Source organism: Helicobacter bilis (assembly GCF_001999985.1).
GTDB lineage: Bacteria > Campylobacterota > Campylobacteria > Campylobacterales > Helicobacteraceae > Helicobacter_A > Helicobacter_A rappini.
This window is the reverse complement of the sequence record NZ_CP019645.1, coordinates 844,787-869,751: the sequence shown is the minus strand read 5'-3', so window position 1 is coordinate 869,751 and position 24,965 is coordinate 844,787. Positions and strand designations below refer to the sequence as shown.

At 34.9% G+C, this 24,965-nt stretch carries 22 protein-coding genes, 1 other RNA gene and 1 pseudogene; 10 read left to right on the top strand and 14 right to left on the bottom strand.

Translation table 11 applies throughout. From position 1 onward, the window contains the following. Positions 1-4 precede the first annotated feature (4 nt). Positions 5-328 carry a hypothetical protein gene (locus XJ32_RS04105; protein ID WP_077388449.1) on the top strand — a complete coding sequence of 108 codons (324 nt, stop codon included), beginning with the start codon at positions 5-7 and terminating at the stop codon, positions 326-328. A gap of 80 nt (positions 329-408) precedes the next feature. On the opposite strand, the gene XJ32_RS04100 is transcribed toward XJ32_RS04105, so the two are convergent. Continuing rightward, positions 409-1,851: a DUF2972 domain-containing protein gene (locus XJ32_RS04100; RefSeq protein ID WP_167619986.1), complete on the bottom strand. Its 1,443-nt coding sequence runs from the start codon at positions 1,849-1,851 to the stop codon at positions 409-411. Positions 1,852-2,216: 365 nt separating this feature from the next. Between XJ32_RS04100 and flgE the strand changes: the two genes are divergently transcribed. The 5 genes from flgE to XJ32_RS04075 all read left to right on the top strand — a co-directional run bounded on the left by flgE (position 2,217) and on the right by XJ32_RS04075 (position 9,730). Continuing rightward, positions 2,217-4,373: a flagellar hook protein FlgE gene (flgE, locus tag XJ32_RS04095; protein ID WP_004084551.1), complete on the top strand. Its 2,157-nt coding sequence runs from the start codon at positions 2,217-2,219 to the stop codon at positions 4,371-4,373. 31 nt (positions 4,374-4,404) lie between these two features. Then, positions 4,405-4,821, top strand: a complete 417-nt coding sequence (locus XJ32_RS04090; protein ID WP_077388447.1) for a hypothetical protein — start codon at positions 4,405-4,407, stop codon at positions 4,819-4,821. A gap of 728 nt (positions 4,822-5,549) precedes the next feature. Further along, complete coding sequence (gene gabT / locus XJ32_RS04085) at positions 5,550-6,806, top strand: 4-aminobutyrate--2-oxoglutarate transaminase (RefSeq protein WP_077388446.1); 1,257 nt, start codon at positions 5,550-5,552, stop codon at positions 6,804-6,806. Next, positions 6,803-8,248, top strand: coding sequence for an NAD-dependent succinate-semialdehyde dehydrogenase (locus tag XJ32_RS04080; RefSeq protein WP_077388445.1), 1,446 nt, complete (start codon positions 6,803-6,805; stop codon positions 8,246-8,248). Before gabT ends, XJ32_RS04080 begins: the two co-directional genes overlap by 4 nt. Positions 8,249-8,356: 108 nt before the next feature. Then, positions 8,357-9,730, top strand: coding sequence for an aromatic amino acid transport family protein (locus XJ32_RS04075; protein WP_254422478.1), 1,374 nt, complete (start codon positions 8,357-8,359; stop codon positions 9,728-9,730). A gap of 36 nt (positions 9,731-9,766) precedes the next feature. On the opposite strand, the gene ribD is transcribed toward XJ32_RS04075, so the two are convergent. From ribD to XJ32_RS13175, 6 genes are all read right to left on the bottom strand, one after another. Then, a complete protein-coding gene (ribD, locus tag XJ32_RS04070; RefSeq protein ID WP_077388444.1) occupies positions 9,767-10,972 on the bottom strand; it encodes a bifunctional diaminohydroxyphosphoribosylaminopyrimidine deaminase/5-amino-6-(5-phosphoribosylamino)uracil reductase RibD in 1,206 nt (401 codons plus the stop codon). 322 nt (positions 10,973-11,294) lie between these two features. Continuing rightward, the gene (locus tag XJ32_RS04065; RefSeq protein WP_077388443.1) at positions 11,295-11,894 is read right to left on the bottom strand and encodes a hypothetical protein; all 600 of its coding nucleotides are present in this window, start codon (positions 11,892-11,894) and stop codon (positions 11,295-11,297) included. A gap of 16 nt (positions 11,895-11,910) precedes the next feature. Further along, positions 11,911-12,681 carry an MnmC family methyltransferase gene (locus XJ32_RS04060; RefSeq protein ID WP_077388442.1) on the bottom strand — a complete coding sequence of 257 codons (771 nt, stop codon included), beginning with the start codon at positions 12,679-12,681 and terminating at the stop codon, positions 11,911-11,913. A gap of 81 nt (positions 12,682-12,762) precedes the next feature. Continuing rightward, an RNA gene (gene ffs / locus XJ32_RS04055) (signal recognition particle sRNA small type) lies at positions 12,763-12,860 on the bottom strand. A gap of 49 nt (positions 12,861-12,909) precedes the next feature. Continuing rightward, entirely contained in the window at positions 12,910-14,019 is a 1,110-nt protein-coding gene (ald, locus tag XJ32_RS04050; protein WP_077388441.1) for an alanine dehydrogenase, read from the bottom strand. A 317-nt stretch (positions 14,020-14,336) separates the two neighbouring features. Continuing rightward, positions 14,337-14,462: a hypothetical protein gene (locus tag XJ32_RS13175; protein WP_267892845.1), complete on the bottom strand. Its 126-nt coding sequence runs from the start codon at positions 14,460-14,462 to the stop codon at positions 14,337-14,339. 575 nt (positions 14,463-15,037) lie between these two features. On the opposite strand from XJ32_RS13175, the pseudogene XJ32_RS13485 reads away from it, so the two are divergent. After that, a pseudogene (locus XJ32_RS13485) lies at positions 15,038-15,142 on the top strand (aldo/keto reductase); the annotation flags it as partial. Here XJ32_RS13485 and XJ32_RS13480 read toward each other — a convergent pair. Then, positions 15,094-15,411 (bottom strand): DUF6037 family protein, encoded by a 318-nt coding sequence (locus tag XJ32_RS13480; protein WP_052092779.1) that lies wholly within the window; start codon positions 15,409-15,411, stop codon positions 15,094-15,096. The pseudogene XJ32_RS13485 and the gene XJ32_RS13480 overlap by 49 nt on opposite strands. 278 nt (positions 15,412-15,689) lie before the next feature. Beyond that, positions 15,690-17,981 (bottom strand): dynamin family protein, encoded by a 2,292-nt coding sequence (locus XJ32_RS04035; RefSeq protein WP_077388439.1) that lies wholly within the window; start codon positions 17,979-17,981, stop codon positions 15,690-15,692. Between the two features lie 261 nt (positions 17,982-18,242). Here XJ32_RS04035 and aroB point away from each other — a divergent pair, with 261 nt between their 5' ends. Both aroB and XJ32_RS04025 read left to right on the top strand, forming a co-directional pair. Beyond that, the gene (aroB, locus tag XJ32_RS04030) at positions 18,243-19,277 is read left to right on the top strand and encodes a 3-dehydroquinate synthase (RefSeq protein ID WP_077388438.1); all 1,035 of its coding nucleotides are present in this window, start codon (positions 18,243-18,245) and stop codon (positions 19,275-19,277) included. Beyond that, positions 19,264-20,913, top strand: a complete 1,650-nt coding sequence (locus XJ32_RS04025; RefSeq protein WP_077388437.1) for a mechanosensitive ion channel domain-containing protein — start codon at positions 19,264-19,266, stop codon at positions 20,911-20,913. Before aroB ends, XJ32_RS04025 begins: the two co-directional genes overlap by 14 nt. A 169-nt stretch (positions 20,914-21,082) precedes the next feature. Here the strand turns inward: XJ32_RS04025 and XJ32_RS04020 are convergent, their stop codons facing one another. The 5 genes from XJ32_RS04020 to XJ32_RS12730 form a co-directional block, all read right to left on the bottom strand. Continuing rightward, positions 21,083-22,258, bottom strand: a complete 1,176-nt coding sequence (locus XJ32_RS04020; RefSeq protein ID WP_077388436.1) for a sigma-54-dependent transcriptional regulator — start codon at positions 22,256-22,258, stop codon at positions 21,083-21,085. A 9-nt stretch (positions 22,259-22,267) separates the two neighbouring features. Further along, a complete protein-coding gene (locus tag XJ32_RS04015) occupies positions 22,268-23,092 on the bottom strand; it encodes a hypothetical protein (RefSeq protein WP_077388435.1) in 825 nt (274 codons plus the stop codon). Between the two features lie 427 nt (positions 23,093-23,519). Then, positions 23,520-23,666 (bottom strand): hypothetical protein, encoded by a 147-nt coding sequence (locus XJ32_RS12740; protein WP_254422477.1) that lies wholly within the window; start codon positions 23,664-23,666, stop codon positions 23,520-23,522. Between the two features lie 33 nt (positions 23,667-23,699). Then, on the bottom strand, positions 23,700-23,864 hold the full coding sequence (locus XJ32_RS12735; protein WP_254422476.1) for a hypothetical protein: 165 nt from the start codon (positions 23,862-23,864) through the stop codon (positions 23,700-23,702). Between the two features lie 115 nt (positions 23,865-23,979). Then, complete coding sequence (locus tag XJ32_RS12730) at positions 23,980-24,135, bottom strand: hypothetical protein (RefSeq protein ID WP_254422475.1); 156 nt, start codon at positions 24,133-24,135, stop codon at positions 23,980-23,982. Between the two features lie 602 nt (positions 24,136-24,737). On the opposite strand from XJ32_RS12730, the gene XJ32_RS04000 reads away from it, so the two are divergent. Beyond that, complete coding sequence (locus XJ32_RS04000; protein ID WP_077388434.1) at positions 24,738-24,941, top strand: hypothetical protein; 204 nt, start codon at positions 24,738-24,740, stop codon at positions 24,939-24,941. The last annotated feature ends 24 nt before the right edge of the window (positions 24,942-24,965 follow it).

Genomic DNA, 24,965 nt, shown 5'->3' with positions numbered 1-24,965 from the left:
GGTTATGAAACATGTAGGTTTTGTATTTTTTGTGAGTGCGTTTCTTATGGTAAAGTCGGCTTTTTGTGTGCCTGCTACAATGCAAAATGCGTATGATAATATTTGCTGGACTTGTTATAGCCCAGAAGTTGCGGTGCAGAATTTTCTCTCAAAATACCGCGAACCATTGCGGAATCTATGCTTCAAAAAAGATGCGAAAGCATGTGAAATGATGGCTACTCTCTACTCGGCATTACAAAATGACATAGACGCACAAGACTATTACCAAATGGCTTGCAAACTTGGCGTAAAAGACTCTTGTGCTAAGGTGGATGTAGAAGAAGAATGATTAAAATCTGGTAATTTTTGGCCAAAATGGCTGTTCAGATTTAGATAAGGCGTGATACGACCTTGGCAATTGCTTGAGATTTACTTAGCAACCACGTTGTCTTGTTTGCACATTTCTTCAAATTCCATATAATATTCCCAGTTATTTACAATGTCTGGTCTATGCTTCTTAATATGCGTTAAGTTTGGGTCTAGTATGGCTTTTAGCTTTTGTCTTTCTTCCTTGTTGTGTCGTAAATATTCTAGTATATCTTTTTCTCTTACAAGGTTTTTATCTGCCCTTTTTACCTCAAAATCAATCTCGCTTATTAATTCGGTTAAATATGCAAAAACTGCTTCATGTAATTTTTTGTCAGCACAAAGCGATTCATACTTATCTTTTTTTATATAAATGCTAAAGGTGTGATTAATTCCGCTACAAACTTGTGGGCTTATGTCAATCTCATCGGTGTTTTTTGGAAAATCTATGGTGATTAAATACGCATTTTCATTTATTGTTGCATTCTCATTGTTTGCTTCATTGTGTTTTGTATATATGTTATCTATATCTTCAGCATCAACATAGAGATAAATGGGCAATATCATCAAAAGATTACCCGTAAAAACATTGGTGGTAAAAGGCTTTTTGCATTCTTTTGTTGGTTTTTTGAAACCAAACTCTTTTGAGAGTTTTTTAAAGGTTTCAAATGCTGTGTCAGTACTAATTTCTTTCATATCTATATAGCGGACATAGGAATGCTTGATTAAAGATACTAGGGCGTTTTGAGGAAATATTCTGCCATAACCAAATAAAAAACGATTTGATATATCATTAATTGTAAAATCATCTCGATTGAGATATTTTGTTATTTCGTGATAATCGCTAGTAAGATTAATTTTTTCATGTTGTTTAAACACAAAATTTCTATTTAGCATATGTCTTATTAATCCAATTGGATCACGCATTTGACACAAGACTGGCACATTTGCCTGAATTAGATGGAGAAATTTATGATAACCATCAGGATCTACACATCGATTAATGTCGTATTCGATTATGGTAAGGAAGTTGTAATCATACTTATTGTATTGCAACTCCTCAAAATAGATTTTATAAGATTCCACGCCAAGCTTTTGATGAAAGTCTTCCGTAAGAATCTCAACAACACCCAAAGCTTCAAACATTCTAGTTGTTGAATTTACACCAACACCATGCGAAGCAACCCGCACAAACCTATAATTGTTTGGCAAAGGTAAATTCAGCGCCCATGCCAAACCGCTATATGTAGTGTCGTAGTTAATATGCCTTGGATTTATGAGTGGCGGATATTGGATGGAATTTATTAAAGATTGATTGTTTTGTGTAGTTTGACTATTTGTGGGGGGGGGGGGGGTGAAATTGATAAAATCATGCATGCTATCAAACTTTATATTATATTTTTGCGTGATTGTATCTATATATTCTTTCTTAAATGTATCAGATTCTAACCACTCTATATGTTTCTTAAGATACTTTGCGAAAAATATAGGATTAGCAATAATCATTTCTTTATAATTGTTAATAAATCTATTTTTCAAAATAATAAAAGTTGGATATTGTTTAGCGCTCAATGCTATTTTTGGATACACATATAATAAGCAGGGGACAAATAATTTGTTAAGTGCTGGCAATAACTTTGATTTTCTCAAAACATATATGCACGACCTATATATTCCCTCGCGTTTAAGTATCTTAAGGCCCCTAGAATCTTTAAAACCCATACTGTTTCCTATCGTAATATTTGTGTGTGAATTATAGCCAAAACGCAAGCGATATGCAACACAGTTCGCACATATAACCAAAAGTGTCTATATTTTTGGAACTCTATTTGCTTTACATATCAAAATTTCAATTATTGTAAAGGATTTCTATGCTACGCTCATTATGGTCAGGTGTGAGTGGGCTTCAAGCTCACCAAGTTGCATTAGATGTAGAGAGCAACAATATTGCCAATGTTAATACCGTTGGCTTTAAATACTCTCGTGCATCTTTTGTAGATATGCTTTCTCAAGTAAAACAAATTGCTACTTCGCCCTATAAAAATGGACTTGGAGGGCAAAACGACTTTTCAGTTGGTATGGGTGTTGGTATCAATGCGACAACAAAGGTTTTCTCACAAGGTAACACACAAAATACAGATGTAAAGACTGATTTAGCTATTGAGGGAGATGGCTTTTTCATCATTAGTAGAGATAGGGGTGAGACAAAAAACTATACTAGAGATGGTGAGTTTTTGTTTGATGCAAAAGGGAATCTCGTAACAAATGGTGGTTATGTAGTGCAAGGTTGGAATAGACCGCCAATCGATCAAGGCTCTGGCTCTACAATGACTGATAATGAATTTTTCAAGGTAGATAATACAGGACCACTTGAAAGCATTCAAATTGATCCCGGTATGGTTATGCCTGCACGCCCTACAAGTAAGGTAACGCTTAGAGCAAACCTTAGTGCAGGAAGACATGTAGATGATGTGGTAAATGTCTCTGCTCTAGATTCTACAACTTATACTGCCGCTGATGGCATTAGTCCAAAGTATGATTCTAAAGGGAATCTTACTCAAATGGCAGAAGATTTTGGTGCGTTATTTAATGCTGATGGTGACTCTTTTGCGTTAAATGAAAATCAAGGCTTTTGGATGAGTTATAAGACTTCACGCCTTGTGAATAATGTAGTTACCACAAAAGAGCCAAGCGTATTGTATCTTAACGGACAAAAAGTAAGCTTTACAAATGATTCTGGATTATCTGGCACAAGCACACTTGCAGCAGCAGTGTCAGCGATTAATGCAGTGCGTGATAAAACAGGTATTGAAGCGTATGTAGATAATGGACAATTGCGACTTGAAAACCGCAATGAAATGGATGGCGATGAGAATACAAAAAATATCATCGTTACAAAAAGTGGGACAGGGGCATTTGCAAACTTTGTAGAAGGTGATAAAGACATCACAGCATTCCGCTATCGCTATACAAAGTCAAATGACCCAGATTCTACAACAGGGCAGTTTAAAACAACAGAAGATTTACGCGCATTAATGCAATATGATGCAAATATGATAAAAAGCCCGGGTAAAGAATATAAAGATAGCACAGCAAGCGTAAGCGTTACGCTTAATCGCTTTGGTATGTTTGAGATTTCAAACAAAGATAATGATGATGGTGTAACAGATAACTTGCAGATTATGGCAAGTGCATATAGCTCAGGGCAAGTATCAAGCAATATATTATTGCGTGATGCAATGCGTGCGTTAAATACCGCTTCACTTATTGAGGGTGGCTCAAGTGTAGCAAGTGGTAAATTCACACATGCAAGACATGCTACAAGTGTTGATTTATTTGATACTTTAGGCACAAAGCATACTATACGATTTGAGTTTATAAAAAGTGGTGGTAAAGAATGGACATTTAGAGCGATTGTGCCAGAACCAGCACAATTTATAGGTGGCAGTGCGGATAATCCAAATATGTTTGAGGGCGGTAGAGTGTCATTTAACAATGATGGTAGCTTAGCAGGTATGAATCCACCTATGTTGCAATTTGATCCAAAAAATGGTGCTGAATCTCCACAAAGAATTGAGCTAAACTTTGGTAAAAATCAAACTTTTGATGGCTTAACAAGCGTAGATAAGCGTTCAGAAACTTATAACATAGCACAAAATGGCTATAACGCTGGGGACTTGATGGATGTGCGATTTGATGCAAATGGTGCTTTGCTTGGTGCATTTAGTAATGGTAAAACTCTAGCATTAGCACAAGTAGGTTTAGCAAACTTTGCAAATAGTGCAGGTTTGCAAGCAGAAGGAAACAATATATTTTCTGAAACAGGCAATAGCGGTGAGCCAATCATAGGTGCAGCAAACACAGGACGAAGAGGCGGCGTGAGTGGGTCTAAGCTTGAGATGAGTAATGTGGATTTAAGTAGAGCTTTGACACAATTAATTGTCGTGCAAAGAGGTTTCCAAGCAAACTCAAAAGCTATTACGACATCAGATCAGATTCTAAACACACTTTTAAGCTTGAAGCAGTAGGGATATTTAAGCAGTTGAAAGGAGGTAACACATGGATATTGTTTTAGCAATGCTTGCTGATAACGCGGCAAAAAAGATTGGTGAAAAAAAATGGGATAAATTCCCTTATAGCATGGAGCGACACGCAAAGGAAAATGAGAGTGTGCAAAACTATGCTTTGTATCACTACATTATGAAAAATGCGATGCGTTATCCACAAGAATGGGTTATAAATGGCTATGGTGCAAAAGCGTTAGCAAAGGTATGTCTAAGCGGCAAGGAAGTAGAACTTAGCAGTATTGAAATTTTACAAAAAACAGGCGACTTGAGTGATGAGATAGTGCAACAAGAAGTTACAAAGACTTTCAGTCGAGCGAGTGAAGACTTCCCAGCATTAAGAGATTCTGATAATATCTCTAAAGATGTATGTCTTGTGTTTCCACTTGAGTGGAAGTCTGTTGGAGCTTAAGCTTTTATTTAAGACTTTTATTGACTTTTAACTTATAACTTGTTTTATAAGTTTGGGTGTTATCATTTAACGCGATTACCCCCCCCCCCCCCAATATGTTATAAACTTATCCGTGTGTATTTGCATGGATAAGTTTCTTCATTTAGAATCTAAACCCTAAAATGTATCTTGGATAAAAAACATAGAACACAATACATAAAACAACATAGATTGCCACGACTTGCAATGTAAGTCTTGTAATGACATTAAGCATAGAATCAAAAACTTTATTTAATCATGTAAATATAATTTGAATACTCAGAGATTTTTGCATCTTTTAGTGTATAATAATTTCCCTAAGATACTTTTAATCATGTTACTTAAATATACAATAATATTTTATTTGTATGTATTTAAGTAACATATAATTTGTTGTCATCAAATTTTATAAAATCAAGATAATTTTTATAAAATCTGCCTATCAAACACTTATGCAATCGCATGTCTATCATCACAAATAAGCCTTTTATTTTCTGTGTTTTAAAAATTTCATTATATTTCCCAAAGTTTATTTAGCAAAACCAGATTCTATTAAGAAACTCAAAAATGTGTAAAAAAGTAATCATAAGGCAATTAAAGCGCAAAACATTATATATTTTTTATATTTTTTCCTTTTTGTTGTGTTACATTCTAGCCAAACATTTTGCAAGTCAAGATGAATTTATGATTTTGATATAAGGATGGATTCTATGAGTGATCTAATGAAACGCAGAGAGGATGCAACACCAAAGGGCATTAGCGTATTATGCGACTGGTTTGTAGAAAAAGCTGAAAATGCGACACTTTGGGATACAAATGGTAAAGAGTATATCGACTTTGCTGCTGGTATCGCGGTGCTTAATGTTGGACATCGACATCCACGCATAATTGAAGCTGTAAAAAAACAGCTCGATCGTTTTACACATACGGCATATCAGGTAACACCTTATGAAAGTTATATCGCGTTAGCAGAAAAAATTAATGAGTTGGCACCAATTAGCGGCAAGAAAAAAACTTGCTTTTTTACCACAGGTGGGGAGGCGACTGAAAATGCCATTAAAGTGGCAAAAGCAAAGACAAAGCGATATGGTATTATCGCTTTTGGCGGTAGCTTTCATGGTAGGACTGCAGCAGCAGTAGGTATGACAGGTAAAGTTGTGCCTTATAAAGCAGAACTTGGTATCGGTATGGTTGGAATCTATCATGGTCTCTATCCAAATAAACTCCATAATATCAGTGTAGAAGATGCGCTAAAAAGCCTTGATCATATTTGCAAAAGCTCTATATCGCCTTATGATGTTGCAGCTATCATTTTTGAGCCAGTGCAAGGTGAAGGTGGGTTTAATCCTGCACCTAAAGAGTTTGTTGAAGGTTTGCGTGCGTTTGCGGATAAATATGGCATTGTATTAATCGCTGATGAAGTGCAAACAGGCTTTGGTAGGACAGGCAAAATGTTTGCGATGGAATATCATAGTGTTTCACCCGATATTATTTGTATGGCAAAAAGTCTTGGCGGTGGATTCCCTATCTCTGGTATCGTAGGTAAAGCTGAAGTTATGGATTCTGTAAGTGCTGGTGGTATGGGCGGAACTTATGCTGGTAGCCCTCTTGCAACTGAGGCTGGACTTGAAGTATTAAATATCATAAAAGAAGAAAAACTTCTTGAGAGATCAAATAAACTTGGAGAGCAACTAAAGACTTTCTTGCAAGGTTTAGGACATAAAGAAATCGCTGAAGTGCGTCAAATAGGCTCTATGGTAGCAGTTGAATTTTTCAAAAACAATGAGCCAAGCAGTGATATTGCTAAAAAAGTGCAAACACTTGCTATGCCTAAGGGCTTATTACTGCTTACTTGTGGTAGCTATGGAAATGTTATTCGCTTCCTTTATCCGCTTACTATTCCGCAAGAGCAGTTTGACAAGGCATTAAACATTCTTAAAGAAGTTATTGCGGAGGCGGTAAAATGAGTTTAAACGCACAACATTTGGCGCTTTTGGGACATGAGTTTGTTTCACAAAGCAAAAAAGATGGATTCATAGCGGTTAATAACCCCGCAACAGGCGAAGACCTAGCATTTGTGTATGATATAAAAGAGCAGGAATTAAAAGATATTGTCACAAAATCGCAAGTCGCACAGAAAAAATGGGCAGCCCTTTTAGCAGTGGAGAGAGCAAATATCCTTTTAAAATGGTATGACTTAATGCTAGAGCATAAACAAGCATTGGCAGAGATTCTCACACAAGAGATGGGTAAGCCTTTAGCTGAAGCAAGTGGTGAAATCGTGTATGCGGCTAACTTTATCCGCTGGTTTGCTGAAGAGTGCAGACGCATTGATGGCGATATTTTACAATCTGCACAGCAAAATCAAAAGTTACTTGTATTAAAGCAGCCTATTGGTGTTTGTGGGGCTATCACTCCGTGGAATTTCCCTTCCGCTATGATTACAAGAAAGGTAGCACCAGCTTTAGCTAGTGGCTGCTCCATGATTGTAAAACCTGCTACGCAAACGCCTTTAAGTGCGTATGCGCTTTTAGTGCTTGCGTATAAAGCTGGGATTCCAAAAGATTTATTACAAGTTGTAACAGGTAAGGCAAGCATGATTAGCAAAGTGCTTTGTGAATCTGATATTGTGAGAAAAATCACTTTCACAGGTTCAACAGAAGTGGGCAGAACACTTATGGCTCAAAGTGCAAATACCATTAAAAAGCTTTCATTAGAATTAGGCGGCAATGCACCATTTATAGTATTTGATGATGCAAATGTTGATGAAGCTGTTAAAGGTATGCTTGCATCAAAATTCCGCAATAGCGGACAAACTTGCGTTTGTGCGAATAGAATCTATGTGCAAAGTGGAATCTATGATAAGGTAGCACAAGCCCTAAAACAAGAAGTGGAAAAACTACAAGTTGGCAATGGTTTAGAATCTGGCACAACGCAAGGTCCGCTTATTGACACAAAAGCCGTTGCAAAAGTAGAAGAACATATTGCTGATGCGACAAGCAAAGGTGCGAAAGTGCTAAGTGGTGGTAAGCCGCATTCTAAAGGATTAAGCTTTTTTGAGCCTACGATTCTAACCGGTGTTACAAAAGAGATGGCAGTAGCAAGAGAAGAGACTTTTGGTCCATTAGCTCCACTCTTTAAATTTGACACAGAAGAAGAAGTCGTATCTATGGCGAATAATACTGAATTTGGTTTAGCAGCATATCTTTACACAAATAATGCCGCAAGGCAATGGCGTGTCGGCGAAGCGTTAGAATATGGTATCGTTGGTATTAATACGGGTATTATCTCAACTGAAGTAGCACCATTTGGCGGCGTAAAACAAAGTGGTTTGGGTAGAGAAGGCTCAAAATATGGTATAGACGATTACCTTGAAATTAAATATATGTGTGTAAATTTGGGTAATTAGACGCTATTCTTTTATATACTTGCATAGAGTACAATCTATTGTAAGTTCTTATCCAGAGTAACTAATGTAGGCAGTATGTTCTTACATTAGTTAGAATTAATGTTTGATATGTATCTAGCAACCGCTATTATCATTGCATTAAATCCTAGTGCAAAACACAAACTTACCGCTACGCTCGTTTGTAGTCAAAATTTAAGAAAATTAGAGGAGCATATATTGAAATTAAAAGACGCTAAACAGGAATTTATCGCCGAACTCAAGGGGCACCCAAAGACAAAAAAGCTCACTTTCCTTGAAGGTGTGGCAATGCTTGTTGGGACAAATATAGGTATTGGAATCTTGAGTATAGCCAATACCGCAAAGGGTGCGGGATTTTTTCCACTTTTATTTTGGCTTATTGTTGGCGGTATTCTCTCAACTATTACTATGCTTTATATAGCTGAAGCTACATTGCGGACAAAAGCACATTTACAACTTACAGGACTTTCTGTCCGCTATATAGGACCGGTAGCAAAATATCTTATGTTTATCTCTGTGGCAGTTACTGCTATTGGGGCATTAATCGCCTATGAAGCCGCAGCAGGTAAAATCATAAAAGAAATATTTGATATCCCAGAGAAATGGGGTAGCATTTTATTTTTTATCCCAGCTTCAGGTGTGCTATGGCTTGGATTAAAAGCAATAGGAAGAGGGGAAAAGCAAATTATTGGTATAATGTTTGGTATCCTTGTAGCACTTGTTATAGCAACTTTTTTCAAAGAAAATCTCAATTTTTCAAATGCACTTGAAATGCACTGGGATTTAGTCGCTATTTTACCTATCTTTAACACGGTGGTATTTGTATATTCTTCACAATATATAGTGCCAGAAATGGCAAGAGGTTTTTCTCATCAACCAGAAATGCTTCCAAAAGCTATTGTGCTTGGCAATTTTATCACTTTTGCTCTTCTTTCTCTTGTTCCACTTTCTGCTATTGTATTAGAGGGGCTAGAAAATATCTCACCTGTTGTTACAACCTCTTGGGGTCGTGCGATTGGTGAATGGACCTTTTTAATTGCTAATCTTTTTGGATTATTTGCCATTCTTACTTCATATTGGGGGCTTGGTGGCATGTTTATTACAAACATTGCTGACCAGATTAATAAAGATGCAGACAATAATCTCACTTTACGCTTTGTTATCTTGCTATTTGTAGCTGTTCCACCTTTAGCTATCGTACTATTGCAACTCATTGATTCTATAGATCAAGCACTCTATTGGCCCGGTGTCGTGGGAGCTTTAATCCTTAGCTTTTTCCCTATTCTTATTTTACAGAATGCGCGTAAAAATGGCGACCATGAAGCAAAATGGGTATGTCCGCCTATACTGACTAATTGGGGAGCAAAGATCACCATTATTCTTGTGTATTTATTTGCTACACTCTTTAGCATCGCAGCAAAATATGGATTTTTAGATAAAGTCATTAGTATGCTTGGCATGTAGCTATTGCAAAGGTCTTGCATATAATCTTTGTATTATCTATGTAGCGAATAGGTAATACAATATGTTTGCTATAGTTTCATTACCCCTTATTGTTTTATTTGCCTTTTGCAACCAAAAATCTGTCAGTGTAGTTGTATGTGCTAGTGTGTATTGAATCTTGTTTTCATTTCTATTAGACTCTATCATAGCTTTATGCACTATATCTTCATCTAGATTAAAGGCGGGGGCAATATAACCCATAATGCAATCAATTGGCATGGCATTCTCTGTCTCTATATCTTGCAACAATGAATTAAGAAATGCAAATCCCCCCTCAATAATCTTAAACCCACTACTTGGAATCTCCCTAGCAGATCGAATAATAGATACATTTCTATGGGCTATATTATAGTTTTTGAGATCCTTTTCTTGCATAGTTTTACTTAAGATTAAAATCTTTGGATTTATAGAATCTTGTTGATAAAATGGCAGCGAAAAACGCGTATCAAGCAGCGGATTATCCTCTCTCAAAGTAGCCCCAGATATGATAATATAATCAGCGATGCAACGCATATTATGCGTAAAGATTCTAGAATCTTCATTGCTAATAATGCCATTTTTATAATCGCCATGCAGTCTATGTGCGATCTTAAATAGAGTAAAATTTCGCTTTTTTTGCCATTGCAAAAAAGGAAAAAGAAGTTTATGTGCTTCATCTCTTAAGATTCCATGTGTAATGGGAATATGTGCCAATGTGTTAGCCCCGCCACTTGCTTTTGGTGTGCTATCTTCATGAGCGATAATAATTCGTTTTGGCGCTATTGTCTTTAAGAGTTCTGCACAAGGTGGTGTTTTGCCATAATGATTGCATGGCTCCAGTGTTACAAAAAATTCGCAATTATGAAATATACCACTATGATAAGCTGTGATAAATTCATGTATATGTTTAGAATTTTGCATATTTTGTAATGTATTTATAAGATACGATAAAGTATTATCTTTATTTAATCCCTGCTTTTTACAAGATTCTAAAACTGCTCTTTTAGCTACTTCATCATGTGTAATTTTATACAAAAATGCTTCTTTGCATGCAAGCACTTCAGCATGCGGCGATCCAGCCTTTTTGTGTGCTTGTAGTGCAATTATTGTATTATCACAAAGCACAAGCGACCCAACACAAGGATTTGGCAGTGTCAATGTCTGAAAACTCCACGCATAATCTAGTGCAATACGCATAAAAAAAGAATCCGAATCATACTTCATATCTATACTCCATGCTAGAATTATAGATTAAAATCTTTCTAAAAACAAGTATATTTATGCTATGTCCCCACTACGATAGAGTTATATTCTGCCAAAGACTTTATCCTTACACTTATGCTGAATTTAGATTCTCAAAGAATAATCTAAGCAACATATACACATAAAAAATAATAATGTTTTAGAATCTAGCGGGGGTGTTTTGACTTCATCTTGCATGGGTGGTCTCTTGCTTATACATGCAAAAATACTATGTTTCCAAGTTTCCAAAATCCCAAGCAATAGCAAAATCACACCATGCGTATCATTTAGCCAAAATCTTAAATTATTGATAATTTAGATATTGCAGTATTACTTCTGTATATGCACCTTTTTGTGTAAAAATAATCGTGCATGATTGTCCTAATGTTTCATTTCTATATAGAATCCATAGTCGCTTAAAGTCTTTATTTTTTGTGTTATCTTTTTGCCAAAGTGTTGTTATATTGCCTTTATCGCTTTGTATAATCTCATTTTTTAGTGGCAAATTTTTAGCAATAAAGTCTAAAAATTTTAACTTTTTTAAGGCAATAAGGCTTTGCTCTATATCTTTATTGTGGATAAAATATTTTCTAACCCCACTACTCTCATCGCATGTAAATGGCAGGTCATTAATCTTTTCCCCCTTAAATCGTCCATTCTCCAATGCCCCAAAGACAAGGCTTCTATCTGGTGGATATTCACAAAAATCAATATATGAAAGCCCTGTTATAGAATCTTTTTTTAACTTAAAAGATTCTAATTTCTGTGCCATAGCTTCCTTAAAAAATGGCTCAAACTCTTTAATTATCTCTTGTGCTTGTTTTGTGCTTAACTCTTGTCTCATTAATTCTTGTGCGTTTAGACTGCTTAACATTACACATAAAAATAATATCAAACTTTTCATACATATCCTTTAGAATCTATTTATAAAACACGCTACCCCATACATATTTTAGTGTTTGAAATCCTGCTTTTTGTGCTGCTTCAAGCACGACTTTTGCCTTTGCATAAGTTGTGATAATACATGGGGTTTTTGTAATGTTATAGAGTGTTTGAAAATATTTTGCATCCCATAGCTCTTTATTATGGGCTTGACTAAAAGCGTCTTGAAATACAATATCAAAAAAGCCAGCACTAAAGCTTGATAGAATCTTAAGGGCATCGCCATGCAAATAATAAAGTGTTTGTGTGTTATTTTGATAGAGTGAATGCGTGTGAAGTGTATGTAAGATTGTTTTGCTTTGTGCGATATTATGATATGGAAAATTATAAAGTTCTTGTAAGAAATAGTCTTTTTCTGGTGAGTAAATCTCGCATGTTTGAAAGTATTTTAAACTAAGCATGGCATTATAACCAAGTCCAAAGCAAATATCTAGTATGCGTAATGGGCGAGTGAGATTCTGTGTTTGTATAGATTCTGTAAGGGTTTTTAGAATGTGTTGCAGTGGAGTTAAATCTGTGTTGATTTTATAGTATTTTTGTATGGAATCCACTTGTGTTAAAAAGGATTTTCTTGTGTTTTCATCACAAAAACTACCATGTTGCTGAAAGAATAAAGCAGGATAAATATGCTTTAATAGCGTTTCACTATAAGCCCCAAGACTTTTTGAATGATAGCTTTGCTTATAAGTGGCGTTATAGACACTAAAGCTTTTATCTACGCCCTGAATTATATTATTATAAATTGCCATAAGTTAGAATCCGAGAATTTTAATATAAAGTTTCAATTTAAAGTCTTAACTAGGAGTTTGAATACGGGGTAAAAAGAACCCTTCCAGCCAGGGACCAATGGCACACAAACATTGCAAGTGCTCTGCTATGTTCCCATCCTGAAGCGTTGCTCACAATGCCTATTGCATAGGGCTAACCAGAAAGGCGATCGCCATTATATCTCATTTTATTTTAAAACATGCTTAAAATTAGCACAATGCATCTTTTGCATCAGTATATGCGATACCAAAGGCATCACTCACACCTTTATAAGTGCATTTACCATTGTAGGTATTAAGCCCTTCTAAGATTCCGCTATCTTTTAATGCTGCTTCTTTTACACCTAGCTTTGCTATGCTTAAGCCAAAGTTAAGTGTAGAATCTGTTAAAGCCAAAGTTGCCGTTTTTGCCACAGCCCCGGGCATATTTGCCACACAATAATGCAAGATTCCATCAACATCAAACACGGGATCATTATGAGTTGTAGGCTTTGAAGTCTCAAAGCAACCGCCTTGATCGATTGCTACATCTGTAAGGATTGCTCCTGTTTTCATACATTGCAAATCATCTTTTTTTACAAGTTTTGGTGCTTTTGCACCCGGTATTAATACCGCACCAATCACCGCATCAGAATCTGCGATACTAGCAAGTAAATTGGCACGAGAGCTAAAAAGCGTGTGAATCCGCATATTAAACATTTGATCCACATACGCAAGTCTAGCCGTATCAATATCAAGTATCGTTACATCTGCACCAATTCCCACTGCAAGTTGTGCTGCATTTAATCCTACTACACCAGCACCAATAATTGTGATTTTACCCTTTGGAGTCCCCGGAATCCCACTAAGAAGCACTCCATTGCCACCAAAGGTTTTTTGAATGTATTTCGCAGATTCTATAACGGCAAGTCGCCCAGCAATAGAACTCATAGGGGCTAAACAAGGCAATACATTACGCACTTTGATCGTCTCATACGCCACTGCATTAATCTTTTTTTCAAGTAGCATATCTGTTAGTTTTCTATCAGCCGCTAAATGCAAATAAGTAAAAAGAATCTGCCCTTCTTTGAAATAGCTATATTCACTCTCAATAGGCTCTTTTACCTTTACAATCATATCGCTTTGTTTAAATAATGTTTCTTTATCAACGATTGTAGCACCAGCCCTGTGGTATTCCTCATCACTAAAGCCAATCGCACTTCCAGCATCATGCTCGATAAGGACTTTATGTCCAGCTTCTTTATATTCATGCACATTTGATGGCGTTAAACCAACGCGATATTCATGCACTTTAATTTCCTTTGGACAGCCAATAACCATAATGTCTCCTTAAAAAAGTATATATGTTGTATCCCTATAGCAACATTTTGCAACTATACACTTTGTCAATATAGGGCTACTTTAGAGAATATAAGTCATCATAATAAATAAATACAATATAGACTATAAATTGAATGAATAAATAATTATATGTTACATTATGTAAAAAATATAGTCTTGCAGATATGTGTTTTTATATCATTTTGAAACATAATTTGTAATTGCAAAATTTACCTTTAGAATCTACACGACAAAGATTTTTGCAAAGTTATTTAGATTCTCAATAAAAAGTGTGTTTTGCAAAATTAAGATCTAAACTAGCTTAGGATAGAATGCGGGACAATAAACCCCTGCGATTCTAAACTCTCCCATGCGTAAAAAGAAGTCAAACGCAACCTATTTGATATTTGTATAATATTTATCAAGGTTCTCAAGAATTTCATTGAGTAGCTTTTTTTATCTTGCATAAAAATGTGCGAAACTTGCTAGATTCTAGGACCTTTGCACCCATAAAAGTGCTTTTCTTATCTTTTCAAAGCGTTATCACACAATAAAACTCAAAGAAAATGTTATGGAAAAACGCAAGGAAACTTATGGGGTTATAAATAACAGCTTATAAAAGAATATGGCGCATTAAAAGGGCAATGCAACAAATATCAACCCCCATTTATTGAAATACAAGAAGATTGTGAGCGTGAATGCAGGGGGGTGGTTGTTAAGCATAAGAGCGAAGTAAATGCGGATTCTCAAAATATGTTGCAAGCTAAGGTTGGATTCATAGAGACAATGACCTACCAGATACACGCTCATCAAAAGCAAAGATTATTTTCTATACTACGACGAGTTTTTAAAAGATTAATCATGTAAATATTTTTTTGACTAAATACACTTTGAAATAGCCTTGTCGTAATATCCCTTTTTTAAATAGTAATTTCTAACATTTTGCATTGTAGCAAGTGTTAGACCTAAAGACTTCTTGATATACTATTCAAAGCTATTTTGATATAAAAGGAAAACAATGCAATATATCACTCTAAATAATGGCGTAAAAATACCTAGCATTGGGCTTGGGACTTATGGACTTTGTGGGCAAAAGAGCATAGAGATAATACAAAATGCCTTGCATATTGGATACAGACTCTTTGATACCGCACAAATGTATGAGAATGAAAAGGAAGTGCTGCTACCATTTTTTATCTCTAATATTTCTCTTAAAATATTATATTTTTCACGCTCTAAGTGAGCGTTCAAAACAAAACCTTGATGGATTTCTAGCAATAGTGTAATAGTCGAATGTTGTTTGATAAGCAACAACCCAAAAAGTTTTGCTTCAATATCAAAGAATACATATAGTTTGATATTGTTGTGAATATAGCCAAAAGCTATGATCAAGCCCCCTTCTCTTTCATATTGTTGTATAAATCTATCAGTCCATTCATTGCATTGTTTAATCCTTAAAATTGTTGCGATTGTTTCAATCTCTCAACAAGATTTACCACTTGTGTATATGGGCTTTGTTTTTGCGTCTTATTGTGTTGATTGATGGCTTTAGCGTGTTTTATGGCAGTGTCTAAATGTTCTTGTATTATTTTTGAAAATTATAGTCGCCTTTCTTATAATTTGGGACATTTCTAAGTTTTTCATAAAAGATTCTAAACTTACCTTAATGTCTATTTCAATGCTTGTGTGATATAGGCAAGCTCTTCTGCGATATGTGTGAGTTCTGTTTGTTTTGTTTGCATAGCATCTCGCATTTCTTGTGTGTAGTTTTGCTTTCTTTTTTCTAATGTGTCTTGCAATATAGAATCTTTTTCTGTGATTTGTGTTTTTATAATCTCTTCTTGGGCTTGCAGTATCTGTGAAAAATATTCTAAAAATTTTGTTTCTACTTCTTTATTTTTTTCCATAAGGATTTGTGTGAAATGGCTAAAGGATTCATTAAAGATTTCTTGTAGTTTGATTGAGAGTTCATTTTCTTTTCCCTTACCACAGCTATTAATAGCCTTAGGGATAGAATCTTTTAGCGTTGCAACACTCTTTGAGATTTGTTCCTTTGGTGCGTGAAAGCTAACTTTTGGCTGCTTTATATCGCTATTTTCATCAAGTAATATTTGAGTGATTTTTTTAGCAAGCTTATATTTAAAATCCCTGCTTACATCGCTAAAACAATCACTAAGTCCAGATTCTAGAATCTCTTCTATCCGCTTAGAATCTACCTGTGTGCCTTTTGTATAGCTATATGTCGCTTCATCAAAGATTCTAGTTTGTAGTCTTTCTTGTTCTCTTTTTAAGCTTTTTTGCATACTATTTTGCAATACGCTTAGAAACTCTTGCATTTCATCTTGTTTTGCATTCAATTCTTGCTTTTTAGAATCTAGCTGTAAAGATAGCTTGTTTTGCTCTTTCTTTAGGTTTGCAATCATCTCTTCTAGCTCATTTTCAGAGGCATTTAAAAGGCTAGATTCTATACGCATTTCTTCCCTGCATTGCTCTATTGTCTTTAAAAAGCCACGATAAGCAAGGTATAAAATATCTTTTTGCTTCATACTATTTTCACCAAGTAGCATTTTGTCTAAATACTCTTCAACTGCTAAAATCCCCGTTTTTTCTAGAGAAAAGCCCTGATTTAGAGCCTCTTCTTCTCTATTTGTCTTATGCAGAAGTGCTAAGAAACTTGCAACAGGGATAAAGTCAATTCGCTCAATTATAGAATCTATATCGCCGCTATATTCTGCTTTTTTGAGTTGGGTGGCTAGGCTTGTCTTTGTGTATTCAAGCGATTGGGCTAACTCTTTTTCACCGATTAGATCAATCCTTGTTAGCACGATAAGCAGCCTTGAGATATTTTGCCCTAAAAGAGATTCTAAGATGAAATCAATGTCAATTTGAGTTGCTACACAACTTGCATTCATCACATGGATAAGTAAATCACATTGTGTAATATAGTCTTTTGTAATCTCTTCTCGTTTTGTGATGGGGTCATCAAGCCCGGGTGTATCCACGATTTCAACGCCATTTTGCAAGAATTTTAGCGGGGTAAAAAGGGCTACTTCTTTCACTAGATTGCATAGTTTGCTTTCATGGTTTGCGGAAGTGTAAGTGCTTAGTTTATCAAGTGTTATGCTTTCACTCTTTGTAGTATCTGCTATGTAGCTTTTTAGTCTATCGCCAAAGATTCTTTCACTCTCTACTACAAAGCTTTGCAAACTCTTATCATACTGCCCTGCTTTTTTAAGCTCTTCCCATTCATTTGTATTCCAGAAAAACACTTCTGCAGATTCTGTATCTCTGTATTTTAGAATCGTTAGATTTGCTGTCTCTGGGATTGTTGAGCTACCTAGTATTTCTTTGCCTAATAAGGCGTTTAGAAATGTGCTTTTACCAGCACTTAATACGCCTGTGATTCCTATTGAGAATTTATGATTTTGTGCGTTTGTATAGATTGTATTTAGGGTATTGTAGTATTTATCATGGAGTTTTAACTCGTGTAGTCGTTTTAGAATCTGTGAGAGTTCAATAGAGAGTGTTTTAAGGTTTAGAATCTTATGCTCTTCTTTTACCTGCTGTGCTTGGAATGCACTTTGTGTGCAAAAGTTTGCAAGGCTTCTTGCGTGTTGATTTGTGATTAATTCTGCTGCATTTAGTCGCAGGATATGTGCTTTTAAATGCTTTAACTCCGCTGCATTTACAACGCTTAAAAGTGCGTATTGTAGTAACTTTATAGATTCTATATTGAGTTTATATTGTGGCATACATTGTGTGTAAATGGATTGGAAAGTCTCGCTTTTTTCATAGAGATTGATATTTGTGCTATGTGTTGATAGGATTAGGGCTTGAAGTTTTGGTGGTAGAGAGAGTAGGGTATCTTTTTGTGTGTTGATTAGATTTTTTAGTGTATCTGCTAGATTGTTTGGAATCTTTTCTTGATAGATGAGTTGAGAAAAATGCGATACAATCTCCATATTGATCCTTTAATATTCTATGAGTTGCCAATTAGATAGAATCTAAAAGTTAGCATTATATCAAAACTTAATGATTTAACACTAGATTCCATAACTTTATAAAGCATAACGCACGGCTATAAAACAAAATTCACATAATGTATAAAATCGTAACAAAATATCAGCATATTTTTAATTTTTCAATACTATCATTTTATTTTAAGCTACAATATAAGACAAAACTATTCTTCACAATGATATGCGGAGGTTAATGCAATACCTATGAAAAAAAACATTATAGTAAATACGGGATCACAAAAATATCCGGTTACAATAGGCAAAATATCATCATTAAAATTTGAAGATAAAAATATACTTCTTATCACTTCAAAAAATTTAGAGCATCTGTATTTAGAATATGTGTTATCCATCATAAAAGCTAAAAGTGTGAGCGTTTGTATTATTGATGATGGTGAGACACATAAGAATATGCAAACAATAGATAAGATTCTAGAATCTGCTTTTTCGCACAAACTGCATAGAAATGCTTTAATGATAGCACTTGGTGGCGGTGTGATTACAGATATGGTGGGCTTTGCTAGTGGGATATTTCAAAGAGGGATTGATTTTATTAGCATTCCTACCACTTTGCTTGCTATGGTTGATGCAAGTGTGGGTGGTAAATGTGGGGTAAATAATAAATATGGTAAAAACTTAATTGGCTTATTTCATCAGCCAAAACAAGTATTTGTTGATACTATATTCTTACGCACACTGCCAGAGAGAGAGTTTTTAGCAGGTGTAGCAGAGATTATAAAGATTTTTGCGTGTTTTGAATATGCTTTATTGCAAGATTTTAATATGCGTGATATTGAGTTTTATATCCAAAGAAGCATAGAGTTAAAAGCTAGTGTTGTAACACAAGATGAAAAAGAGAAGCATGGATTAAGGGCGTTGCTAAATTATGGGCACACTTTTGGTCATGCCATAGAATTAGAGAGTGAATATAGTGAGTTTTTGCACGGCGAGGCAGTTAGCATGGGGATTGTCATGGCAAATAGGCTTTCAGTTAAGCTTGGTATATTATCAAGTGAGATTAGCGATTTTATCCATGATTTACTTAAAAGAGTGGGACTACCCACGCAGTATAAAATAAAAGATATAGATACTTTTTATAATGCGTTTTTCTATGATAAAAAAAGTCTTGATTCTAAACTCCATTTTGTTTTACTTGAATCAAAGGAAGTAATCAAAGCAGATATTCATAATGATATAGACAAACAGATTCTCTATGAGGTATTGCATGAGTTTGCATAGCGTAAGGATTGTGTATTTTATATTTTTTATCTTGTGTGGTCTAAACGCTTTTGCGACGCAGGCAGATTCCATACCAACACAAGATTCTATTGAATCTAAAAATTTTGTAGCGACAAAAAATACCACATTGCAATCTTATATAGAGCAGTTAAAACAGCTTGATATGGCATTGCATAAAACAGAGAGTATATGGCTGAAAAGATATGAAAATTTTAAAAGCTATCACGACATTTCAAATGAAATAACAGATCTTGAGAAAGAAGCCCTATTAGCCCCACTTGAAGCACAAAAGACACATAGACTAGTTACACTAAAAAAGCAGCAAAATCTCTTAGAGCAATATCGCACAAAGCCCTTTGGAGAATTGCTTGATAAACCCATGCTTGAAGCCGCACCAACACTTACAAATCCATTTGAAATATTTAGCGCATTCTCCTACATTAAACACATATCAAGCATAAAGGCAAATATGCAACACAATCAGCAAGATTTAGATAAACTACTCACTATAATAGACAAAAAAAGCACAATCCTAAATGAAATCACACAAAACACAAAAATAAGCAATACAGAAAAAAAGCCCTATAAAGACGCACTAGCAATCACACAAGAACAGAATCTCGAGTTGCAGAGTGCTAGAAATATCCTTGAAACAACAATAGATGTATTCAACAAAGACGCCGATGAGATCGAAGCAAACCTAGAATATCAAATCAAAAATCAGATTCTAAAACTCATCTACATTGGCATTGGAATCTTACTTAGCATAGTTATAGCCTTTTTCCTAAAACTCATCGCAAAACGCTATATAGAACATCACGAAAGAGCCTATACTACAAGCAAAGTTATCAATGTCTTTAACATTACGATTATTTTTCTCATTTTGCTATTTGCATATATCGATAATGCGACCTATGCGGTGGCAATGGTAGGTTTTGCTTCTGCTGGTGTGGCTATCGCTATGAAAGATATGTTTATGAGCACACTTGGCTGGCTTGTGATTGTGGTTGGTGGCAGCATACATGTTGGCGATAGAATCAGAGTAAAGAAAGAGAATGAGGTATTTATCGGCGATGTATTGGATATATCTATGTTACGCATTACAATCTATGATGATATTACGCAGACTTCATATAGGGAAAATCATCGTGCAGGACGACTTATCTTTATCCCAAATAACTACATTTTTACAAACCTAATCTCAAATTACACTTATGGGGATTTGAAAAATATATGGGATAGTGTGTCTGTGTGTATCACTTTTGATTCTAATATCACAAAGGCAAAAAAAATAGCCCTTGAAGTCGCAAGCACACATGCAAAGCTTTATACAGAACAAACTAGAAGTCAAATGCAAAGAATGCGAGATAGATTCGCCCTAGCTCACTCTGCCCTAAATGTCGATCCACGCGTATTTAACTTTGTAAAAGAAAATGGCATGGATATTTCTGTATGGTTTCAAAACTATGCTTATGGCACACTGAAACTAAAAAGTGTAATAGCCCAAGAAATAGTAGAAAAATTTTTAAACGAAGATGATATTCATATCGCCTATCCTATTACACGCATTGTGTATGAGAAGGCAAATGGCTTGGGAGAAGCACAGGATACTTTGACTAGGTTTAATCCGCATTAAAAGAAAGTGATTCAGGGTGCATTGAAAGTAGAGATAAAATCTCCAATATTTATACTCTACACTACAGAATCTAGTTCCAATATCATAAAAAACAAGTTTTTTGGAATTTTGTAGGCGTGATATGTATTTAAAACATTTATCTACAAAAAAGCAGGGCAATAAAATAAAATTAGTTAAACAATCCCTTTTCTCGTTCATCAAGGTATAAATCATTTGCTTCGATAATATCGCCCTCGCTTAGAATACATGATCTCTCAACGACACTCAAAAGTTCTCGTATGTTACCCGGCCAAGTGTATGCTAACATTTTTTCTTGTGCCTCTTTGCTAAAAGTCTTTTGCTGAAAGCCATAATGCGTGCAAACCTCTTCTACATGGCTTAGGGCAAGTGGCAGAATCTCTTCTGTGCGTTCTTTTAATGGTGGGATCTTAATAGGCACGGTTTGCAATCGAAAGAAAAGATCTTCTCTAAACTCTTGATTTGCGATTTTTTCTTGTATATTTGCGTTTGTAGCAGCAATAAATCTCACATCAATTTTTATGGGCTTTGCACTGCCTAATCGCATGATTTCTCTCTCTTGTAAGGCTCGCAATAGTTTTGCTTGCAGTCCCATAGGCATTTCGCCGATTTCATCTAAAAATATGCTTCCACCTTGTGCAGATTCTAAAAGCCCGGGCTTTGGGGCTGTGGCATCTGTAAATGCACCTTTTTCATAGCCAAAGAGTTCAGATTCTAAAAGATTTTCTGGTATGGCAGCCATGTTTAATGCTAGAAATGGCGCGTCTTTACGCTTTGAGTTTTCATGGATAAAACGCGCAAAGACTTCTTTACCCACACCGCTTGCACCAAGTAGCAGCACACTTGCATCAGTTGGGGCGGCACGGAGGGCTAGTGTCTTTGCTTCTTCTAGCTTTTTTGAGCTTGATTTAAAAAGCTTTTCTTTGCTTAGAATCTTTTTTGTGCTTTGTGGTGTTTGCTTATGATTTTTATTAAATTCCACTAGCTTTTTTGTGCGATATATGGCTTCAAGCAATTCTTGCGGTTCAAATGGCTTTTGAAAAAAGTCTTTTACGCCAAGGCGGATAGATTCTATAGCTTTATTAAGCGTGGCATTGCCTGTGATTACGATGGCTTCATATCGCCCATTGAGTTTATTAAGAAACTCTAGCCCGTCCATTTGAGGCATATTAATGTCTGTAATGACTAGCTCAAAGCTATCATCAAGGGATTTTAGCGCATCTTTTGGGTTTTTAAAGCTTACAATATTTAGGTCTTTGTAATCTGAAAAAAAGAATTCAAGGCTTTTTCGCATATTAATATCATCTTCGACAATGGCTATTTTCATGACTTTCCTTTAATGTTTTCTATTTGGCGGATTAAATACCTGCAAGGTTAAAATGCCACCATGAAAATCCACAAGCACATAGGAACGCACTTTTGTGAGTGTTTTGGTGCGAGATTCTAGATTTAGGGTGGTATTCATATCATCAAGGTGTGCTTGGTTTAGCATAAGGCATTCTAACACTTCCGCTTTGTATTCTTGTAGCAAATTATACAATAAATATTGTGTTTGTTTTCTCACACTTGCTTGCATTTCTGCTTTTGTGTAGCGATTGTAATGCATGAGTGTGAGTGAATGCTCTTTTGTATTTATCTCGCAAGTTTTTGCTGGTGTCTTTTGATTTAGCCTTAATGAATGCAGTGGCACAGAGATTTTATAGTCCTCGCCATAGGGTATTTCATCAATGATTTTGAAAAAATACTGCATGATAAATTCATATTGCTCTGTTGTCGCTATACTATCTTCATCTATGCCATATTCTGGCTTAATCTTTAGTGTGCTATCTTTTTGTATCTCTTTTTGTGCTTCTCTTTGCTTGTAGTAGATAAGGTCTGTTTCTGCGGGATTGCCGCGATATTCCTTACGCATTAAATCCATTTGGTCTTGCTGCATTTTAAGTAGGCTTGGGTCTTTTGGTAATTGTGTTTCTTTCAGGCTATCTGCTGGTAGTGAGTTGTATATCGAATCTTGTGTGTTTAATCTCTCTAAATTTAATATCTCGGGGCTTGGGGTATTTTGCATAAGTGTGTTTGTGTCTGCGTGAAGTGGGATATAAAAGCAAAAAAAACAAATTATGATATAAGTATGTATAGAACATATCTTGCCGCATGAACGCATAATGTTGCCTTATTATGTATATTAAGATTTATATATGAAGTTTTAATTATAGCAAAGCTTATGTATATTTGCTATCTCTTATTATCTCTTTGTGGATTAGGCAATAGGGATTGAGAGAGATTAAGATTTAAATATAGTAATATAGAATCTAGTGTGATGAAAAGTGATGAGATTCTATAATAACCAAGCTTTAAAGATATGTAGTTATGAATAGATTGCATAGATTTGAGAAGGTTAAATCACTTTATATTGTTTGATATTATCTCTTTTATTATTTTTCTCGTTTTACAAATAAAACTTCGTTGTAGTAAAAAATCTTTTATTATTAAAAGACAAAAATGATAAGATAGTAATCTTTGCTATCATACTAAATAGCCAAGAGATTATAAGCTATGGCAAATAAAGGCAATAATGCGATATGAAGATATTAGGGCTTTTCACAGATTTTTTTAATAATGAAATCTATATTATAACGCTTTTCTAAATTATGTAAATGTGCGTTGCTAAAAGCCTTGCCATCGCCACATTTGCCACTTATTATTTTTTCATTTTTATAGGTAGAGGCTGTAATCAAGTCGCCACTTTCATTATATATTTTTTCTATACCCTATTTTTTACCATTTTTATATGGTGTTTCTATCCAACCATCTTCATAATATCCTTTTTCTACACAACCGCTTATTTTATCCGCTTCGGTTTTGCATTCTTTTAGTGTATCTGCATGTAAGATAGAAAATGAGAGAAAACCTATAAACACACTTTTTAGTAACATAGCTGCCCCTTTTAAATTAAGATAAAGATTCTGTATTTTACAAAAACTATTTTAGATTAAAACCATAAAGATTCTAAGATTAGAATCTAGTAAGTGTTAAGATAGCTTTAAATCATTATTTAGAATCATTTTTAAGGCATATTTCTTTTAAATAGTTAATTGCTTTGCCAGCATTATGAAATCTACCAATCTCTTCTAAATCTTTATTTGTTGAGGCTTTATTATTAGAGCATTTACCGCTTGTAATCTTGCCATTCTCGGCTTTAAGCAAAGCAAGTAGCTCTCCATCTTCTGTGTAGTATTTTAAATTGCCATGTGCTTCATCATTTTTATGTGGTATTTCACTTTCTAGATTCCCACTCTCATAATACCATTTTTCTATGCCCTCTACTTTGCCATTTTTATATGGTGTTTCTGTCGCAAGATTCCCATTTTCTTTACACTTGTTTTAAAAACAAAGCAAATAAAAGGATAAAAAGCTATATTAGCTACATGCTTTTAAAGTAGGAATTTTTATTGTTTTTATGGGGGCTAGATTCCCAAGTGAGTATATTTAGCCTTATCACTTAAATATGTTTTTAAGCCCATATTTATGGTGTTGCTTTGTTTTGAAAGTTTCTTTTAAGGCTTTTAAAAACACTTGATAAAACTTCTTTCTTTAATAAGCTTTTATGCTTAGCCTATTTAACTTTTTTAAGTCTCTCAACTCTTTTTTAAATCTGTGTTTTTTAAAAAAAATATTGCAAATTTTGCGGCGGCTTTTTTGTGTGCGTTCTTGATTGTGTTTTGAATGAAATAAGGCTAGAAAAAGCCCTGCTTTGAAGTATAAAGAGATGTTTGGGCTAACGCCTCAAAATGACAAGGAAAAGCAACATGACAAGGAAAAGAAAGACAGAAAGCGACTTGATAGAAGCTAACTTCGCAAGTAATGAATATGCAAGAAACAAAAAAGCAACAATGACACAGGGCATAAAGCTAGCTTTGTTGTGCTTCTGTCTGCTTTGCCTGTGCTTTTTGAAAAAGCGTTTTAATCGCCATGAAAGTGGAAGCAAAAACGATATAACAATAAGGCTTTAAAGCCCAAACTAACATAAAGGAATA

What these genes read in the sequence shown, in the direction of transcription:
- XJ32_RS04080 (WP_077388445.1), top strand. Translation starts at nt 6,803, where the DNA reads ATGAGTTTAAACGCACAACATTTGGCGCTTTTGGGACATGAGTTTGTT.
- gabT (WP_077388446.1), top strand. Translation starts at nt 5,550, where the DNA reads ATGAGTGATCTAATGAAACGCAGAGAGGATGCAACACCAAAGGGCATT.
- XJ32_RS04060 (WP_077388442.1), bottom strand. Translation starts at nt 12,681, where the DNA reads ATGGCAATTTATAATAATATAATTCAGGGCGTAGATAAAAGCTTTAGT.
- flgE (WP_004084551.1), top strand. Translation starts at nt 2,217, where the DNA reads ATGCTACGCTCATTATGGTCAGGTGTGAGTGGGCTTCAAGCTCACCAA.
- XJ32_RS13175 (WP_267892845.1), bottom strand. Translation starts at nt 14,462, where the DNA reads ATGAAATTCTTGAGAACCTTGATAAATATTATACAAATATCAAATAGG.
- aroB (WP_077388438.1), top strand. Translation starts at nt 18,243, where the DNA reads ATGAAAAAAAACATTATAGTAAATACGGGATCACAAAAATATCCGGTT.
- XJ32_RS04065 (WP_077388443.1), bottom strand. Translation starts at nt 11,894, where the DNA reads ATGAAAAGTTTGATATTATTTTTATGTGTAATGTTAAGCAGTCTAAAC.
- XJ32_RS04025 (WP_077388437.1), top strand. Translation starts at nt 19,264, where the DNA reads ATGAGTTTGCATAGCGTAAGGATTGTGTATTTTATATTTTTTATCTTG.
- XJ32_RS04015 (WP_077388435.1), bottom strand. Translation starts at nt 23,092, where the DNA reads ATGCGTTCATGCGGCAAGATATGTTCTATACATACTTATATCATAATT.
- XJ32_RS04105 (WP_077388449.1), top strand. Translation starts at nt 5, where the DNA reads ATGAAACATGTAGGTTTTGTATTTTTTGTGAGTGCGTTTCTTATGGTA.
- ald (WP_077388441.1), bottom strand. Translation starts at nt 14,019, where the DNA reads ATGGTTATTGGCTGTCCAAAGGAAATTAAAGTGCATGAATATCGCGTT.
- XJ32_RS04100 (WP_167619986.1), bottom strand. Translation starts at nt 1,851, where the DNA reads ATGATTATTGCTAATCCTATATTTTTCGCAAAGTATCTTAAGAAACAT.
- XJ32_RS04000 (WP_077388434.1), top strand. Translation starts at nt 24,738, where the DNA reads ATGACAAGGAAAAGAAAGACAGAAAGCGACTTGATAGAAGCTAACTTC.
- XJ32_RS04090 (WP_077388447.1), top strand. Translation starts at nt 4,405, where the DNA reads ATGGATATTGTTTTAGCAATGCTTGCTGATAACGCGGCAAAAAAGATT.
- XJ32_RS12735 (WP_254422476.1), bottom strand. Translation starts at nt 23,864, where the DNA reads ATGTTACTAAAAAGTGTGTTTATAGGTTTTCTCTCATTTTCTATCTTA.
- XJ32_RS04035 (WP_077388439.1), bottom strand. Translation starts at nt 17,981, where the DNA reads ATGGAGATTGTATCGCATTTTTCTCAACTCATCTATCAAGAAAAGATT.
- XJ32_RS04075 (WP_254422478.1), top strand. Translation starts at nt 8,357, where the DNA reads ATGTATCTAGCAACCGCTATTATCATTGCATTAAATCCTAGTGCAAAA.
- ribD (WP_077388444.1), bottom strand. Translation starts at nt 10,972, where the DNA reads ATGAAGTATGATTCGGATTCTTTTTTTATGCGTATTGCACTAGATTAT.
- XJ32_RS04020 (WP_077388436.1), bottom strand. Translation starts at nt 22,258, where the DNA reads ATGAAAATAGCCATTGTCGAAGATGATATTAATATGCGAAAAAGCCTT.